This is a genomic window from Candidatus Neomarinimicrobiota bacterium, from assembly GCA_018651745.1.
Taxonomy (GTDB): domain Bacteria; phylum Fidelibacterota; class Marinisomatia; order Marinisomatales; family TCS55; genus JAAZYX01.
In genome coordinates this window covers 24,214-42,705 of the sequence record JABIDL010000043.1, presented here as the reverse complement: position 1 = coordinate 42,705, position 18,492 = coordinate 24,214, and the positions used below count along the sequence as shown (strand labels likewise).

Below are 18,492 nucleotides of genomic sequence, written 5' to 3'. Positions count from 1 at the left end.
ACGAAATATGATTAAAAAGATATTACTATTATTAGCCATCGCTACCATTGTGGTTCTTTACTTTGTTTACGATTTAGGACAGTATCTAAATTTTGAATATTTAAAATTACAGCAGTCCACCTTAAATAATTATTATTTAGCGAATAAAATAAAAACCATTTCTATTTATTCCGGGGTTTACATCATTATGGCCATGCTATCTTTACCAGGTGCAACCATAATGACAATAGCTGGTGGAGCCATCTTTGGATTAATTCCAGGAGTCATTCTTGTGTCTGTTTCCAGCACTATCGGCGCAACGATGGCAATGATGAATTGTCGATATTTATTTCGTAACGCATTTCAGGAAAAATTAAAGCCCATCATGAAAAAGGTAAATCATGGTGTGGAAAAGGATGGCGCTGTATTTTTATTTATGTCTCGATTGAGTCCGGTTTTCCCATTTTTTCTGGTGAATGCCGCATTTGCCAAAACCTATATCGGTGCCGTGACTTACGCATTCGTGAGTCAAGTCGGGATGCTGCCGGGGACCGCGGTCTTTGTGAATGCAGGGACGCAAATCAGCAAATTAGAATCAGCCGGCGATATTTTATCATTGAATATGATTTTGGCTTTTGCACTTTTGGGGGTATTCCCACTTATTTCAAAAAAGATTGTGGAACATTTAAAAAGAAGGAAAAATATGATAAAATCCAAAAAGCCAAAAAATTACGATTATAATATGGTGGTCATTGGCGGTGGCTCTGGCGGATTGGTTTCCGCCTATATTGCATCTGCTGTGAAGGCAAAAGTTGCCTTAATCGAAAAGCATAAAATGGGTGGCGATTGTCTAAATACGGGGTGCGTTCCCAGTAAAGCCATAATACGATCAGCAAAAATGCTTCATTATGCAGAGCGAGCCAAAGATTGGGGGTTTGATTCAGCGGAAATAAAATATGACTTTTCCAAAGTCATGGATCGAGTTCACAGTGTAATTAAAAAAATTGAGCCCCATGATTCTGTGGAACGCTATTCGGATTTGGGTGTGAATGTTTACGAAGGAGAAGCAAAAATAATTGACCCTTATCGTGTGGAAGTGAATGGTGAAATTTTGACTACGAAAAATATTGTCGTTGCTACAGGTGCTCGACCCTTGGTTCCGCCCATTCTGGGCATTGAAGATGTTCAACCACTTACCAGCGATACACTGTGGAACATCCGGGAATTGCCCAAACGATTGGTCGTTGTTGGCGGTGGCCCTATCGGTTGTGAGCTGGCGCAGACTTTTGCCCGATTTGGTTCACAAGTAACCATTCTCGAAGGAATGAACCGTTTGCTTTTGAAAGAAGATAAAGAAGTGAGCGATGCAGTTCGTGCCAAATTTGAAGCGGAAGGCATTACGGTCCGAACGGGACATATGGTGGAAGGATTCAAAAATGAACATGGGTCAAAAGTAGTAACCTGTAACTGCAAGCCGGATAAACTCAATATTGAGTGCGATGAAATTATTATGGCATTTGGACGGAAAGCGAATGTAACCGGTTTTGGATTAGAAGAATTGGGCGTGGAAATCCGAAAAAATGGCACCATCGAAGCGGATGATTTCTTGCGAACAAATTATCCGAATATTTATGCGGTGGGCGATGTAACAGGTCCCCATCAATTTACGCATTTTGCTGCTCATCAAGCATGGTATGCTGCGGTGAATAGTCTATTCAGTCCACTCAAAAAATTCAAAACAGATTACAGAGTCATTCCATGGACAACATTTACTGATCCGGAAGTGGCTCGCGTGGGTATCAACGAGCAGGAAGCCCTTGAAGAAGGAATTGATTTTGAAGTTACTCGGTATGGATTAGACGATTTGGACAGAGCCATTGCTGATGGAGAGGACAGTGGATTCGTCAAAGTCATTACGCCAAAAGGTAAAGATACAATTTTGGGTGCCACAATTGTAGGTTCACACGCCGGAGACCTTTTGACGGAATTTGTCCTTGCCATGAAACATGGATTAGGATTGAATAAAATTCTGGGCACTATTCATGCTTACCCGACTATGGGTGAAGCCAATAAATATCTTGCAGGAAATTGGAAAAAAGCCCACGCACCGGAAGGATTGCTGAATTGGGTAGAAAAATTTCATACGTGGAGAAGGTAGAAAAATATAAATAGCAAGATAACAGGATTAAGGAAAAAGTATTATTTTCCAACTTGCCAATCCAATCATTCTGTTAAATTGAAGGAATAAGAAATGAGTGTTAGAAATAAATTTGTATTCGTTGCCATTTTGCTATTAGGTGTAATTGGCATTATTTATCAATTTTGGCAACCCATTATATGGGGTTTAATTGTAGTTGTCCCAATCACTTTTCTTGGTATTTTAGATATGATGCAAACGCATCAAGCGATTAGAAGAAATTTCCCAGTGATTGGTCATGGGCGTTATTTATTGGAAAAAATCCGTCCTGAAATTATGCAGTATTTTGTGGAGACTGATACGGAAGGCAGACCCATTAATCGAATTTATCGATCTTTGGTTTATCGTCGAGCCAAAAAAGTCAATGACACGGTTCCATTTGGCACACAGATGGATGTTTATAGCGAAGGATATGAATGGATGGATTTTTCCATGTATGCGAAAAATCCAAAGGAAGTGGATGCTCATCCGCGAGTGATGGTTGGTGGTCCTGCTTGCAAAAATCCATATCCTGCCGGTTTGATGAATATTTCGGCCATGAGTTACGGGGCGTTGAGCAAGACCGCAATCATGGCATTGAATAAGGGTGCAAAAATAGATGATTTTGCTCACAATACAGGCGAAGGTGGAATCAGTCCTTATCATAAGAAATTTGGTGGCGATTTAATTTGGCAAATCGGAACCGGTTATTTTGGATCTCGAACGCCGGAAGGTGAATTCTGCCCAATTACATTTAAAGAAAATGCAAGTCTTGACCAAGTGAAAATGATCGAAATCAAATTATCTCAAGGTGCAAAACCTGGTCATGGCGGTATTTTACCAGCCATAAAAAATACAGCAGAAATTGCGAATATTCGCCACGTTGAACCCTATAAAGATGTTCACTCGCCACCAGGACATTCGGCCTTTAGTGATGCGGAAGGCTTAATGCATTTCATTCAAAAGTTAAGAGAATTATCTGGTGGAAAGCCGATAGGTTTTAAATTGTGTGTAGGAAGAAAAGAAGAATTTAGTGGATTATGTAAAGCCATGTTATCAACTGGAATAATGCCGGATTTTATTACCGTTGATGGCGGTGAAGGGGGAACGGGAGCTGCGCCGGTTGAATTTTCTAACTCTTTGGGAATGCCGTTGCGAGATGCTTTGGCATTTGTCCATGATACCTTGGTGGGATTTGAATTAAGAGATGAAATGAGACTGATTGCATCGGGGAAAATTATTTCCGGATTTCATATTGCAAAAACGATTGCATTGGGTGCGGATATGATTAATAGTGCCCGGGGAATGATGATGGCGTTGGGTTGTATCCAAGCTTTGGAATGCAACCGCAATACCTGTCCTGTGGGTGTGGCGACTCAAGATAAATCCTTAACGAAAGGTTTGGATGTTGAGGATAAATCAAAACGTGTTGCCAATTTTCACCATGAAACACTTCATAGTTTTGCAGAACTCATGGCCGCATCCGGATTGAAATCTTCAAAAGAATTAAACCGAAGTCATATTTTTAGACGGATCAGCATGGCTAAGGTTATGACCTATGAAGAAATTTATCCGTATACACAAACCGAGTCATTAATAGCATGACTCATGAATGAATTGATTATTCGGCTTAGTATATTTTTAATTATGCTGACATCAATGTGTATTTGGGAAGTGCTAAAGCCAAAACGAGATCTTCGATTTAACAGAAAAAAACGCTGGCCTACGAACTTTGTTTTAATGACGATAAACAGTCTATTTATTGTTGTGCTTGTTCCATTTTCAACTGCGAGTGTTGCCCTTTTTGTAAACCAAAATCATTGGGGATTATTTAACATGGTTTCATTGTCTTATGAGTGGGCGTTAATTTTTTCAATTATCATCTTAGATTTCATTATTTATAGTCAACATCTTATTTTTCATAATGTCCCATTCCTATGGCGATTACATCAAATCCACCATATTGATCAAGATATGGATGTGACAACCGGCGCACGATTTCATCCCATTGAAATATTGATATCTTTTCTATTAAAATGTGTTTTCGTCGTTTTACTTGGGGTTTCTGCGATGGCTATTTTAATTTTTGAGATAATTTTAAATGGATTGGCCATGTTCAATCATAGCAATATTCAAATGCCGAAATCGATTGATAAAGTGCTTCGAATTTTGGTGGTTACGCCGGATATGCATCGCGTGCATCATTCTGTAATTTCGGAAGAACTCAACACAAATTATGGATTCAATCTGTCGGTGTGGGATCGCATCTTTGGCACCTATTTGGCTCAACCGAGTCAAGGACATCAAAACATGACAATCGGATTGAGAAAATTTCAAAATTCACAAAACACTGATTTATCTACACTTTTAATAATCCCATTTATTAAGATAAAATTATGATCATTCCTATTCTAAATAGTAAAAAGGCATGCGTTTAAAACAAGGAGAAGAAGTCCCAAAATTTTTCACCAAAGACATTTTCGGAATTGAGCATTCCACAGAGAAATATATATATCAAAAATGGATGCTATCTTTTTTTCGATATGCATCTTGTCCCGCATGCAATTTACGGATTCATAAATTGGGTCAAGTTTATGATAAATTACAAGAGCAAGGATTTCTAATTTTAGCCGTGTTTGAATCTCCGAAAGAAAGCATTTTGGACTATGTTGCAAAAGATGAATTGCCCTTTCCCATTATTCCTGATCCGGACAGAAAATTGTATCAGCAATTTGGGGTAGAATCATCTTGGTTGGGGTATTTGAAAGGAATACCAACTGCAATGATAGGAATGCTGAAAGGGTTTTTACCGGCAAAAATGGAAGGAGATTTGGCCATGATTCCCGCCGATTTCCTTATAGATGAAAAAGGGGTTATTCAAACCGCCTATTATGGGATAAATATTGGGGATCATCTAAGTATTGAACAAATTTGGACATTTTTGAATTATAAATAAACATTAAATTCTAGATACAAATTATGACCGAATTTAAGAAAATGATTAGCGAACTTCATGGTGGGTCGCATATACTTCATGAGCCGCTTTTGAATAAAGGGACTGCCTTTACCCAAAAAGAAAGAGACACTTTTGGGTTACACGGTTTATTGCCACCTCGAGTCACGACCATCGAAGAACAGAAAAACCGTATTCTGATGAATTTTAATTCCAAATCAAATGACATTGAAAAATATCTTTATTTGATGGGGTTGCATGATAGAAATGAAACATTATTTTATAGGATTGTCATTGATGAAATTGAAACAATGATGCCAGTTATTTATACGCCGACGGTAGGGGAGGCTTGTCAAAAATTCGGATATTTATTTCGCCGACCAAGAGGATTATATATTTCTTATCGAGATCACAACAACATTAAAAACGTCTTACTAAATTGGCAGAATAAGGAAGTGGATGTTATTGTTGTTACTGATGGCGAACGAATTCTGGGTTTGGGAGATCAAGGGGCGAATGGTATGGGGATTCCTATTGGAAAACTGTCTCTTTATACAGCGTGCGCTGGGATTGATCCATCGAAGACTTTACCGATTATGTTAGATGTGGGAACGAATAATTCAGATTTATTAAATGATCCTAATTATTTGGGTGTAAAACAAAACCGAATTTGTGGGAGAAAATATGATGATTTCCTAGATGAATTTATGGATGCAGTTAAAACTGTTTTTCCGGATACTTTAATACAATTTGAAGATTTTGCGAATAGGAACGCTTCGAGACTTTTATGTAAATATCAGAATAATTTTCGCATGATGAATGATGATATTCAAGGCACAGCTGCGATTGGTGTTGCAGGGCTTTTGGGAAGTGAAAAATTAACCGGTCGAAAATTAAAAGACGAAAAATTACTATTTTACGGAGCAGGATCCGCTGGAATTGGAATCGGTGAATTATATTCCAAAGCACTTTCTAAGAATGGTATTCCAATCGAACAAGCAAGAGAGCGATGCTGGTTTATTGATAGCCGCGGATTGGTTGTAAACGGACGGGAAAACGTTTCTGAAGATAAAAAACCATTTGCTCATCCTTTTGAACATCTTTCTGACCTAACAGAAATAATTCGCGCTGTAAAACCAACGGCATTAATCGGTGTTTCGGGTCAAGCGCAGGCCTTTACAAAAAATGCGATTCGTACATTGGCGGATATTCATGATAATCCCGTAATTTTTGCACTTTCAAACCCAACTTCGAAATCAGAATGCACGGCTGAGCAAGCTTATCAATGGACAAATGGAAAGTGCGTATTTGCGAGCGGGAGTCCCTTTGATCCTGTGGAAATCAATGGAGAAACACATGTCCCCGGGCAAGGAAATAATGCTTATGTTTTCCCCGGTGTGGGCTTGGGTGTAGTCGCCTCAAAAGCAGATAGAGTCACAGATGAAATGTTTCTGATAGCATCGGAAATTATTTCGAAATCTTTATCTCCAAACGATTTGGATCATGGAAGAGTTTTTCCGCCCTTAACTCAAATCCGTGATTTATCTTTAGAAATAGCAACTACCATTGCCGAATTTGAAACGGATGAAAATAAAATAGATTTTATTCGAGAAATGATGTATAAAGCAGAGTATCAGGATTATATTTAGATGAATAATTATTTAGTAGCATTTTTGATAGTACCACTGGTATTTATATCTTGTACAATAAATAATGAAATTCAAATAGCTACATTCGCAGTTGGTGGGATGGATATCCGTGGTGGGATACTATGAATGGGATGACCGATCAATATCGGCAAAGCCCTGGATGGGCTGATAGGAATACAGAAACATTCATTTAATCAGAAGACTAGAACTTTCACTGTGAATTACTACGCTTCTAAATTGTCACAATCTGACATTGTAAAGTCTGTAGAAAAGGCAGGGGATTTTAATGTTTTGAATTGGACCAATCTAGAAAAGGAATGACTAATGTTTGATAGTATAATTATTGGAGGAGGAATTGGCGGATCCGCTTCTGCACTTCGTGCCGCCCAGAATGGGATGAAAACTCTTTGGGTTTTAGGATCAAAAAAATCTAGAAAACGCAGCCGGTCACAATGGGTGATGAACTTGGATAATATTGTAGGATTTCATGAAGATATCATCAAAACCCAAGTCATTAAAACATTGAAAAAGAACAAGCAGGATGAAGCGATTACACTTCTTGAAAATGAGCATTATCATATCAATAATCGTATGCTGATTCAGAATACCGTTCAACGGATTGAAAGGGGATTCCCTAATGTGACAATAATGGAGGGCGAAGTTTCCCAATTGGAAAAAACTGAAATAGGTTTTTCTATCCAATTAGACGATAAATTATCTGAGGGGAAGGCTGTTATTTTATCCACGGGTGTTATGGATGAACAACCTCATATTTTGAAACAAAATAAAAAAGGTGACTGGGAAGAAACCCCGAAGTGGCTATACCCATTTGCGAATAGGGAACAGGCGCTATACTGTATTCGATGTGAAGGCCATTTAACGACCGAGGAATCTGTTGCAGTGATTGGTCATTCAAATATGGCGGCAGAATTGGCTATGATGCTTTATGAACGATATGGAAATAAAGTACATATTTTAGCAAATGGGGAAACATCTACTATTTCTGATGATCGAATGAAAATTCTCAAGAAATATAACATAGATATTATTTCAGGTCCAATTACCGGCTTAGTCAGTGAAGGTGCAAAGCAACTACACGGTTTTGAATTTGAATCTCTTGAAAATATAGTTGTGAAATTTGCTTTAGTATCTTTGGGGCTCCATCGTGTATATAATGATCTCGCACGGCAAGTTGGAGCCCGATTAATGGATGAGGATCAACCAGAAGAAAAACGTCATGTATGGATCAATCATAAGGGAGAGACATCTGTACATGGATTATTTGCTGTGGGTGATATGACAAAGCGGGAAGATGAACCGATCATGAAACAAGTTTATACTGCGCAAGAATATGCTGTGAGAGCTGTAGATACGGTTGATTCTAGAAGACGGAAAGCGTTGAGGGCATCCTTCGTTTCTTATTAAAAGTCTTCTTCCTGACAACCGTTTGTTTGAAATCCTCGTAATTTTTCGTAAGAAATTATGAAAGGAATTCATTATGAAAAATACACTAATACTTCTATTAGGATTAACAACAGCATTATTAATGGCAGATGAAAAAGATGTTTTCTCGAAGATTAGACTAGAAGAAGCTTTCATCGAAGGGAAATCTCAAGGGAAGGCGGTCATAGTAAAATTTCATGCAGACTGGTGCCATAATTGCAGGAAAATGGATCGTGAAACGTTTGCAAATAGTTCAATTAAAATGGCTTTGGAAAATTATATTGCCTTAAAGGTAGATATAGAGACAAAAGAAGGTCTTGCTTTGGCTCATGCTTATGGCGTGAAAGCGCTCCCAACGATTTTGGTATTTAATGAGAATGGAAAGATTACATATCAGCAAGCAGGATTTCAAACAGCCAAACAATTTAGAAAGGTGCTCAACACTATAGATGAATGATGTGCCGCTAATCACTGTTGATCAAATGCGGGAAGTGGACCGACTGATGGCGGGTCACTACAACATCTCTTTAACACAAATGATGGAGAATGCAGGAAATGCACTTTCGCAATTGAGTCAGGATTATCTCAGAAACTCAACAATCCTTCATCCTAAAATTACCCTATTGTGCGGAGCGGGGAATAATGGTGGTGGTGGAATGGTGGCTGCTCGTCATTTAGCCAATCGTGGCGTTGATGTAACAATCTTACTTTTTTCTGATAAATCAAAACTGAAAGCGATTCCAAAAAAACAATGGAATATTTTGAATGAATTGCCGGTAAAACAAATGATTAAACCATCATCTTTAAAATTGGAAGAAGCATTTTCTAATTCGGATATTATTGTTGATGCAATGATTGGATATGGAATAAGTGGACCATTACGGGGGTCAATACAAAATGCTGTTAGTATTCTGAGTAATTACTCATCCAAAATTATCATTTCATTGGATGCACCAACAGGATTTCGATTTAATGAAAAAAATGAACCATCATTTGTTGTTCATGCAACTGCAACTCTGACACTGGCGTTACCAAAGAAAGGTATGAATGACTCTAAAAATAGAGAAATATTAGGAGATTTGTATCTCGGTGATATTTCTGTCCCACCAATGCTATATGAGAAAATGGGTATTCCCTACTCCGACCCGTTTAAGAGTAGCAATTATATTCGAATTCCTTGATTTCGCTTATTCAAAATTGTCTGTTCTTAAAAATATTGATTTATTTAAGTCGTTCCATGATATTTGTAACACATCATTTCCAAGAATGACCACTCCGGATTTAATCAGATAATCAAAACGAAATATATTTAAAGTGTCTTGAGCCAACTCCCAGCGAAGTTGGTATTGCCAGCATTGGGTTTCTGTGCAACCTTTTTCAATGAGGGAATTTTCATCCTGAATATCCCAAGTGAGAGGATAATAATCTAAATTGTTCTCTAAAGAATTTTGGGCTTGCAAAATCCAAAACCCAATAATAGAAGGATTAAGGTTTTCCTCAAAGGTCGGTTCACAAGCTGTGACTAGTAAAAAGGATATGAAGATATATTTCTTTTTCATTTTGATTCCGAAGTCTAAAGATTTCCACTTCTATTGATAGAAATGGAAATTCTAGGTACAGGTTCGGTCCCATCAGGGAAATTCCTACTTGAAGACCAACGGTAAACGGGCCAAGAAAAGCGCAAGTGCAACCAATTCCATTTATGGTGGTTAGGGGTAATATCTAAGCCGGCGTTTAACGCGCTTAGCCAACGAGACTGTCGTTCGGTTTCCCACGGAGAAAGAGGCGCTAGTAGTTTTTGATATAGAAATGTTGAAAAAGGTGATAGTAATAAAAATTGTGATAAAAGAATGGAAGTTGATCCATGTGCGCTTAGGGCATCATCCGTGAAAACATCAATTTGTTTCTTCTGGTTTTTCGAAAAGGAAACCGAAACGGAAACATCAGGGAAAAGTGTCGGGTAAACATAGAACCATGGGGTTTGAAATCTATTTGTCCAACCCCCCAATGCGATTGGGACCGCACCACTTGCGAAGGCAAAATCTTGGTTAGAAAAATCAGGCATTTTTGGAAGAGTGATTTCTCCAAAAACATACCCCCACTTTCCCGGTAGCAGGTGCCGGATTCCAAGCCTTAATCCTAATTGTTGGACACGGCTACTGGTTTTTGCAAATGATAAAGATTCTTCCAATAATATCCAGCTTCCTTCGGCTTGAATATACCCCACATTTTTTTGCCCGATATAATGGGATAGTTGCACATAAATGTTTAAAGCAGTTCCGTACCGGACCTTTAAGCCATCATCATCGGTATGAGTGGCATTTAATCCTGTTACCCATTTGAAGACTTGGCGATTATCGAAAAGAGATGGCCATTGAGTGTCCCATTGTGTTGAAGATGTTCCGCCGCCATGATCTATGGCACCCACTAAAGAACAGCATACTTGTCCATTTAATGATTGGATTAAAACAAAACTGATTATTGTAATACCAATGATTTTTGTCATGAATGAATTTCTGTTTCAGGATAAAAAGCCGCCTGAGAAAACCAATATGATATGAATGACTTTGCTGGAACGAGGTCATTCATATTTCCGTTGATCAAGCGACCAAGAATATTCCATTGGTTGCCATTCGCATCGGCAAGCAAAATGGTACCGGTTCCAATGTCCCAGGTTTCGATTGAAAGATTCAACTCGGTCTTGAATGCAACACCAATTTTTTCATCGGCAGAAAGAATGACAGCAAACTGAACCCCGTCGATAGTTTCATTTATAATTGTAGGCTGGATAAAGTTTTGAATGGGGTAGGATTTTTTAGTTGTGTTGGAAATAATTGACAAGACTCGCGTTTTTGCTGGTAGTCTATTATCTACTACAGATACAGGAAAATAAATATAATCACCACAGCTAGCAGAATTACAAGTTTTGTAGCTACCATAGGGATAAGAATTGTAATCCCGGGAATAACCGGTCGCAGAATTCAATATTTTCGTTTCCGGGAATAATTTTTTCCACGTAGCCCATGTTGTTTCTATCATGGAATTGAGTGTCAGTTCGTCGCCTTGTCGAGATCCCTCAGCTGATTGAAGCAGCATTTGCGGCCAATGGCTTTCTGAATTCCGGTCGTACATAATCAAATTGCTGTTATACAACAACCCGGATACGCCGAATTCACTATCTGTGTTAATATGCAATGCACTTCCCGTGAGAGGGCAGTATGAAATGCTATATCCATTTTCATTGACTATTTCATGCCAGTCTAAAATTGAATGGGGGTATGCGATATAATCATTACCGTCCCAGATTCCAACAACTAGATCGTTATCATCAAGAAAGGAAAGATTATTGTCACCGATAATTGATTTACCGGGATGCTCTAAACTAGGGATACAGTCTTTTCCTGAAAAGCACCCTTGTCTTAGATAATTTGTGTCAATCGTCCAATCACCGGATAGCGGATTAGGTGAATTCTCGTCTTTGCAGCCTCCAAGGTACAAGACTAAAAATATTGCTGTTAAAATTTTCATATAGTTTTCCTTTATTTTAATAGAATCATTTTATGGGTTTGATTGTGGAATGGTGTTATCAATTTCAGAAGATAAACGCCTGATGGAACCACACTTGCATCCCAGGAAAAAAAGTATGATCCTTCTGAATAATGTTCATTCGTTATTTTTTGGACTTCTTTCCCGGTGATATCAAATACAATCGTTTCGAGGTATAATTCTTTACCTAACAAAACTGTCCAGGATATTTTTGCATTAAACGGGTTTGGATAAGGTGGCGTGACTTTAAAACTTACCGGTACGATTTCATCATTCACATTTACTGATGGCATTTCTGCCAGAAATGATTCAATAACAGAAACAGTCTCCGATTCATTAAACCCATAACTATTATATCTAACAATCATATTGTGATCTAGAATAACGGATTGCGGTACAGTTCCCAAACCAAACCATGACCAGACCTGGGTGGAGTCGTCATCTAGTATATTGTATTCTGCTCCCAATTCAGCCCAATCTAAACAGCTGTAAGGATTGTCCCATTGCCTACCAAAGGACAGGACTACCAAACCTTGATCTTTATATTGATTATATATCTGGGTAGCGTAAGGAATTTCAGCAAGACAGGTAGAACACCAAGACGCAAAGAAATTCAGCCAAATAACGTGGTAATCTTCACCATTTGCAGCACCGTTGTATAAATCCAAGGAAATCAAACCGGAATCATTTGCGCAAATAGTCAAATCTGAAGCCAGATGTTCAGGAGTTAGTTGATTGCCAACTTCATAAGATTGTCCCTTTAGGAAAATTGATAACATAACGATACTCATTAGAAAGCGGATTGGGATATTTTTGTTCATTTCAAAAGAATCATTTTTTGGATTTGTATATTTTCCCCCGAACGAAGTCTAGCGATATACACGCCTGATGGAAGTGCTTCTCCATTCTGGTTTAATGCGTCCCATCTGAAATTGAAACTGCCGTCTTTTAGATATTCATTTTCAGCAAGTGTTGCCACCACACTACCAAGGAGGTCAACAATATCGAGCCTGATAAAACTCGCAGTCTCCAATTGAAATTGGAGTGTAGTGGCAGAATTGAATGGATTTGGGTAGTTTGGATGTAACTGAAACTTTTTTGACAGTGTTTCCTCATCAGTTGTGACTTCCGGCGATAATAATTGTTCTATGATATTAATCATGGTACCCGGATCATATTCTGTCTTTGTCATTCTTAATATCCCATTTTGATCTATGATAAAATCACGTGGGAAAGGTGATTGCCCTCCTGGGATATTGTAGGCACTGTAAACCCCGGCAACATCGCGCAGAACCGGAAAAGTGATTCCCTGATCTGCGATAAAATTTTCAATCGTTTGAAGTGGTTCATTTGAGATACCTACTACTTGCAGACCTTGATTTTTATATTCCTGCCAAATTGAAACTTCGATGTCCGAAAACTCCGGAGCGCAAACTGGTCACCAAGCAGAAAAAAAGGCAATGACCGCCGGATTTTCACCAAGGTCTGAGAGTTCCATCATTCCCACGCCGTTAACTATTGGAAGATTAAAATTCGGCGCCGGATCTCCCACCATCGGTCCACTTGGATGATTCCCGATTATGCGTATTTTTTCATTATTTTCATCGGAATCATTTGAGCTTATGGTTATATAACCTGTCCAACTATTTCCTATATTTGGTGTATAAGTAATGGGAAGGGTTAATGATGCATTAGGAAGGATTTCTGCAGAATTAAATGGGATTGAAATGTCAACGTTATCGCTGCTTATTCCTGTAATATTTAAGGTCGCCCTTCCACTGTTTGTAAGCTGAACGGATATAGTTTCATTCTCTCCAAAGGGTACTCTGGGAAATTCAATTTTTCGATTCGATATATCAAGATCTGGTCCTTCAACATTTCCATATCGCATGGTTTGGAATTCAATCCATTCAGCAGAAAAAATATCATTTCCAACCATATCAATTGCCATCGATCTTCCACCGGTATTTTTAATTCCTTTCAAAATTAATTCCCCTTCGGTGAATCCTAGGATTTCAACATCATCCCAATCTGACACGGCTACAAGTGAATCATTCGCCGCCACTCGTGAAGCATAACCGCTGGTATTATAGTTAGACAAAAATAAGGGAGTTGCCGGGTTCGAAATGTTAAACATATCCACACCGGATGCACCCACAGCGGCGAAAAGGCGATTCTCAGAAATGGTCAAATCCTTAACGCTTCCACTGGCAGATATCATGTTAACCGGGATCGGGTTAGAAGGATTTGATATATCAACGCTACGTATTCCGGTTGCTCCGTCAGCAATAAATAGGATATTGCCAAACGGTTGTGTTGCCCAAGCGTTTGAACTAGCAATGGTTGAGATATAATTCAAAACGGTACTACTTTGTTCATCGCTGTTGATTGTAAATACATCAACTCCCGCCTGATGTCCGGCTGCAAATAAATAATTTACTGTACCAATTGAATGAGTAGATGTATGCTCATAGCGCACCGGCATTGATTCTGATTCTCTTTCAAAGTTTTCTACCAGCTGAGGGTTAGATATTTGAGAAATATCTAAAACATGAATTCCACAATCGCGTCCTGCGCCAAAAGTATAATTTCCAAAAACCGACCAGGAGTACAACCGACCCCAGTCACAGTTGTTGGCTGTATATTCTCCAACGACCTGCGGGTTTGAGCGATCTGAAATATCAACAATGTTTAATCCACCAAGTCCTCCCGGGATAAAAGCATAATCTTCGTAAATATAAACATCCAAAAGTTCAACATTATTTATTCCATCTTCCGAAAGAAGGCTAAGATTTTTCCCGCTTATTGCCGTAAAAAATATCCCTATAAAAATTATTAAAGTCGGTATTATTCTTTTTCGGATTATTAAAGATTCATTGAATTGTAATTTCATTTTTTTCATTGGTTCATCCATTTTTTCTCTATTTCCTTTATTCAAATTATCAAATTAAAATAATTTTTCCTGTCACCTGGAAGACTTTCCTGCATTTTAGAAATTGATTATTTTCTGACAACTTTTTTGATTAATTGATGTCAAACTTGGAAACTATTATCACCTTACATGTTTAAAGGATCGCAAGAGTATTTATGAAAGCACATACAACAAGACCATTATTCATCATTTTGACAATTTTCATATCCACAGGATTTGCTGAGGATAGAATATTGCCATCCTTGACGATTTCACACGCATCAAGCACGATCATTATAGATGGTGATCTTTCGGAGCCGGCTTGGCTGTCGGCTGCCGCAACGAACCACTTTTTGGAATTTGAGCCCGGTGACAATATCATTCCATCGGTAGAAACAGAAGTTCGAATGACATATGATGAAGTTAATTTATACGTAGCCTTCCTCGCTTACGACAACCCGGAAAATGTACGCGCTTCATACCAGAACAGGGATGAGGTTTGGAGTGACGATTTTGTTGCGGTGATACTTGACCCTTTTGGTGAATCCAGCACAGGAATTATGATTGGCTCAAATCCGTTCGGGATTCAAATGGATCTAAAAAGGTCAGGGCAAAATGATGATCCGGGGTTTGATATTGTTTATGAATCTCAGGGAAAGATTACTGACAAAGGATTTCAGGTGGAAATGGCGATTCCCTTCTCAAGTCTATCATTTCCAAAAAAAGAAATGCAGGAATGGAGGATTGGGTTTTACAGGAGTGTACCACGTGAGAAAAAAAATCAAATTCTATGGGGTGGATTAGACAGAAATGATCCGTGTTTTTTATGCCAGCTCGGTTTTTTGAAGGGGATTAAGGGCATTCAAATAAAACAAATTTTAGAATTGTTACCCGCCATGGTCGGGTCTCAATCATCTTCTCTGGATGATCAAGATCAACTTCAATCCGGTTCCTTTGAAGGTGAACCATCTCTAGGATTTCGATATTCTTTCAGTTCAGATTTATCTGCAGAATTTACTTTAAACCCGGATTTCAGTCAGGTGGAAGCGGATGCAGAACAGATAGATGTGAATACAACGTATGCGCTTTATTTTCCTGAGAAACGTCCCTTTTTCAACGAAGGGGCTGAATTATTCAAGACGTATGTTAATGCGGTTTACACGCGATCAATTAACAACCCCGTGGTCGCCGGTAGATTGATTACAACGATCGGGAAAACTACATTCGCTTTTCTTTCTGCTATTGATGAGGATTCACCCTTTACAATTCCTGCAGAAGAACAAAGTTATTCAGCTATTGGCGGCAAAAGTCTATCCAATATATTTCGAGCAAAACATTCATTGGGTAAAACGGGTTTTTATGGAATTATGTTAACCGATCGGCGAATGGAACATGGTGGTTCCGGAAGTGTAGCGGGGATTGATTTTCGATACAGATTTAACAAAATTTATTCTTTAGAAATGCAAGGTCTTTTAAGTAGTACAGAAGAACCGAATGATTCGCTAATGCAATCTATTGATTTGTTTGGGGACGGAAACACTATTGAATTTGATGGTGAAATGTTCAATGGGAATGCAGTAGAAATTGAAATCTCCCGCTCAACAAAACTGTGGCACTTGGAAGGTTCATATGAGCATAAAACACCAACTTTTAGAGCAGAAAATGGATTTATTACCCAAAATAATTATAAAGAATTTAAATTGGTAAGTAGGTTTCAGTTTTGGCCAAATGGTGACATAATATCTGAGTATAGTATTGGAACGCGTGGCAGCTTGATTCAAAATTTTTCTGATGAAGTGAAGCAAAAGGAAATCAGCATTTGGACAAATGTCACATTACCCCTGCAAACACAAATCCAAATTGATTTTGATTATTCCTTGTTTGAGCGGTTTAAGTCTACCAATATGACAGATTTATGGGATGTGGATGTAAATATCAATTCTCAGTTTAGTGAAAAAATGATGATGGGGCTAGGTGCCGGCATTAGCGAAAGTATGGTTCGTTATCTCGATCCCCCTATTAGAGGAACCGGTCAATTTTTCTATATTTGGAGTCAAATTAAATTCACCAAAAAATTGGTAGTTCAGCCTATGGTTAGTTATACAGAAATGAAATCTATTGATAGAGATTCGACCTATTATTCAGGATATCAAAGTAGAATAAGAGTCAATTATCAGTTCAATCGCGCATTCTCTTTCCGGATTTTCACCCAGTACAGTGATTTTAGTGAAGTTCTTCAGATTCAGCCACTGCTTAGCTACCAGCCAAGTCCATTCACTATTTTTTATCTCGGTTCCGATCACGGATTTGATGTCACCGGTAATTTTGAACAAACCAATGAAAGTTCTCGGCAGATTTTTATGAAATTACAGTACCTGTTTGATGTGTAAATTATTGACATGAAACCGGAATATGTACTCTTTCATTATGACGAAATAGGGCTGAAAGGTGGCAATCGTTCCTATTTTGAAAAAAAGTTAAAACAAAATATTAAGGCTGTCGTTCCTTCCGGCACATTCAGTTCAATTAAAACGATTCAGGGCAGATTAGTTGGAAAATTATCTACAGATGCTCAGAACGATTTTTACAAATTTTCTTCCGCTATTCAAAAAGTTTTTGGCTTAGCGTATTTCGCACCAGCTGTGCGATGCACCCAAAATGAGGAAGTCATATCAGAGACGGCTGTTTTATTATTAAGTGAATTATCCTTTTCTACGTTTCGTATAACTGCCCGTCGGTCCGGTCCGGATGCGTTATTATCTACCCAAAAACTAAATGAATTTGCAGGAGCGCTTGTTGTTGAGAAATTAGGGAAAAAGGTTAAACTGAACCATCCTGATGCAACGTGTTATATTGATTTATTTCATAAAAATGCTTTTCTGTACGCGGATAGAATTTCAGGGCCAGGCGGTCTTCCGGTTGGTGTCAGCGGAAAAGTAATGTGCATGATATCCGGTGGAATTGATTCTCCTTTGGCAGCGTATTATACCATGAAGCGAGGCGGTAAGATATCGTTGGTTCATTTTCATTCGATGCCTTATACAAATTCTGCATCTATCGATAAAGTAAAAGAAATAATCAGCGTTCTTCAACAATATCAGCCAAGGATTATATTATACTCCGTACCGCTTGCGGAAATCCAGAAAATAATCAGAACGGATACGGACGAAAAATATCGGATTCTATTATACAGAAGATTTATGATCCGAATAGCGGAGACACTTTCCAAATTGGAAAAAGCCAAAGCAATGGTTACAGGTGAAGTATTAGGTCAAGTAGCTTCGCAAACGTTGGAAAATATGCACGTGGTAGAAATCGTATCTTCTTTACCGGTTTTGCGCCCATTAATTGGTTTTGATAAGCGTGAAATTGTTGATCAGACCAAGCAAATGGGAACATTTGAAATTTCTATTCAGCCGGATCAGGATTGCTGTTCATTATTTGTACCAAAACATCCTGCAACAAAAGCGCGATTAATAGATATTGAAAAAAATGAATCTAATTTGGATGTGGGAAAGTTGGTGAAAGATGCGGTGAATTTGACGGAAAAATTTATTCTGTCACCCGATGAATCTAAACCTCGATTGGAACCAAAACCTGCTTAACTTTCTTTCATTTTATGATGCAGAATATTTCTAAAGCTCTAACAATAGGACTAATCATGATTGCATGGCTCACTGCCAGAAGTGGCGATGTCCAGGTTGGATTGCCCGCACCTGACTTTACATTAAAGGACGAACACGGGAAAGAACACACTTTATCTGATTACTTGGGGAAGCGTGTTGTCGTTTATTTTTTCCCGAAGGCGGAAACACCCGGATGAACCAAACAAGCG

Annotated in this window: 17 protein-coding genes and 1 pseudogene; 11 read left to right on the top strand and 7 right to left on the bottom strand. The window is 38.4% G+C overall.

Annotation, left to right across the window (positions count from 1 at the left end):
• The first annotated feature begins 7 nt into the window (after positions 1-7).
• The 8 genes from lpdA (at position 8) to HOD97_08515 (ending at position 9,381) form a co-directional block, all read left to right on the top strand.
• A complete protein-coding gene (lpdA, locus tag HOD97_08550) occupies positions 8-2,137 on the top strand; it encodes a dihydrolipoyl dehydrogenase (protein MBT4281645.1) in 2,130 nt (709 codons plus the stop codon).
• A gap of 93 nt (positions 2,138-2,230) precedes the next feature.
• Positions 2,231-3,760, top strand: a complete 1,530-nt coding sequence (locus tag HOD97_08545; protein ID MBT4281644.1) for an FMN-binding glutamate synthase family protein — start codon at positions 2,231-2,233, stop codon at positions 3,758-3,760.
• Positions 3,761-3,763: 3 nt separating this feature from the next.
• On the top strand, positions 3,764-4,555 hold the full coding sequence (locus tag HOD97_08540) for a sterol desaturase family protein (protein ID MBT4281643.1): 792 nt from the start codon (positions 3,764-3,766) through the stop codon (positions 4,553-4,555).
• Between the two features lie 28 nt (positions 4,556-4,583).
• Positions 4,584-5,111: a redoxin domain-containing protein gene (locus HOD97_08535; GenBank protein MBT4281642.1), complete on the top strand. Its 528-nt coding sequence runs from the start codon at positions 4,584-4,586 to the stop codon at positions 5,109-5,111.
• 23 nt (positions 5,112-5,134) lie between these two features.
• Complete coding sequence (locus HOD97_08530; GenBank protein MBT4281641.1) at positions 5,135-6,757, top strand: NAD-dependent malic enzyme; 1,623 nt, start codon at positions 5,135-5,137, stop codon at positions 6,755-6,757.
• 324 nt (positions 6,758-7,081) lie between these two features.
• Positions 7,082-8,182 (top strand): NAD(P)/FAD-dependent oxidoreductase, encoded by a 1,101-nt coding sequence (locus tag HOD97_08525; GenBank protein ID MBT4281640.1) that lies wholly within the window; start codon positions 7,082-7,084, stop codon positions 8,180-8,182.
• A 73-nt stretch (positions 8,183-8,255) separates the two neighbouring features.
• The gene (locus HOD97_08520; protein ID MBT4281639.1) at positions 8,256-8,657 is read left to right on the top strand and encodes a thioredoxin fold domain-containing protein; all 402 of its coding nucleotides are present in this window, start codon (positions 8,256-8,258) and stop codon (positions 8,655-8,657) included.
• Position 8,658: 1 nt separating this feature from the next.
• Positions 8,659-9,381: an NAD(P)H-hydrate epimerase gene (locus tag HOD97_08515; protein ID MBT4281638.1), complete on the top strand. Its 723-nt coding sequence runs from the start codon at positions 8,659-8,661 to the stop codon at positions 9,379-9,381.
• Positions 9,382-9,387: 6 nt separating this feature from the next.
• Here HOD97_08515 and HOD97_08510 read toward each other — a convergent pair whose 3' ends face one another.
• From HOD97_08510 to HOD97_08480, 7 genes and pseudogenes are all read right to left on the bottom strand, one after another.
• Positions 9,388-9,759, bottom strand: a complete 372-nt coding sequence (locus tag HOD97_08510) for a hypothetical protein (protein MBT4281637.1) — start codon at positions 9,757-9,759, stop codon at positions 9,388-9,390.
• A gap of 14 nt (positions 9,760-9,773) precedes the next feature.
• The gene (locus tag HOD97_08505; GenBank protein ID MBT4281636.1) at positions 9,774-10,706 is read right to left on the bottom strand and encodes a hypothetical protein; all 933 of its coding nucleotides are present in this window, start codon (positions 10,704-10,706) and stop codon (positions 9,774-9,776) included.
• Positions 10,703-11,728: a DUF3179 domain-containing protein gene (locus tag HOD97_08500; GenBank protein ID MBT4281635.1), complete on the bottom strand. Its 1,026-nt coding sequence runs from the start codon at positions 11,726-11,728 to the stop codon at positions 10,703-10,705. The genes HOD97_08505 and HOD97_08500 overlap by 4 nt, the downstream gene beginning before the upstream one ends.
• 11 nt (positions 11,729-11,739) lie before the next feature.
• Complete coding sequence (locus tag HOD97_08495) at positions 11,740-12,525, bottom strand: redoxin domain-containing protein (protein MBT4281634.1); 786 nt, start codon at positions 12,523-12,525, stop codon at positions 11,740-11,742.
• Between the two features lie 38 nt (positions 12,526-12,563).
• Positions 12,564-12,938 carry a T9SS type A sorting domain-containing protein gene (locus tag HOD97_08490; protein MBT4281633.1) on the bottom strand — a complete coding sequence of 125 codons (375 nt, stop codon included), beginning with the start codon at positions 12,936-12,938 and terminating at the stop codon, positions 12,564-12,566.
• Positions 12,939-13,157: pseudogene (locus HOD97_08485) on the bottom strand (TlpA family protein disulfide reductase).
• A gap of 27 nt (positions 13,158-13,184) precedes the next feature.
• On the bottom strand, positions 13,185-14,648 hold the full coding sequence (locus tag HOD97_08480) for a hypothetical protein (protein MBT4281632.1): 1,464 nt from the start codon (positions 14,646-14,648) through the stop codon (positions 13,185-13,187).
• A 185-nt stretch (positions 14,649-14,833) separates the two neighbouring features.
• Between HOD97_08480 and HOD97_08475 the strand changes: the two genes are divergently transcribed.
• The 3 genes from HOD97_08475 to HOD97_08465 are packed head-to-tail and all read left to right on the top strand — an operon-like array spanning position 14,834 to position 18,480.
• Positions 14,834-17,047 (top strand): carbohydrate binding family 9 domain-containing protein, encoded by a 2,214-nt coding sequence (locus HOD97_08475; protein ID MBT4281631.1) that lies wholly within the window; start codon positions 14,834-14,836, stop codon positions 17,045-17,047.
• Between the two features lie 9 nt (positions 17,048-17,056).
• Positions 17,057-18,262, top strand: coding sequence for a tRNA 4-thiouridine(8) synthase ThiI (gene thiI, locus HOD97_08470; protein MBT4281630.1), 1,206 nt, complete (start codon positions 17,057-17,059; stop codon positions 18,260-18,262).
• 56 nt (positions 18,263-18,318) lie between these two features.
• Positions 18,319-18,480, top strand: a complete 162-nt coding sequence (locus HOD97_08465; protein ID MBT4281629.1) for a redoxin domain-containing protein — start codon at positions 18,319-18,321, stop codon at positions 18,478-18,480.
• The last annotated feature ends 12 nt before the right edge of the window (positions 18,481-18,492 follow it).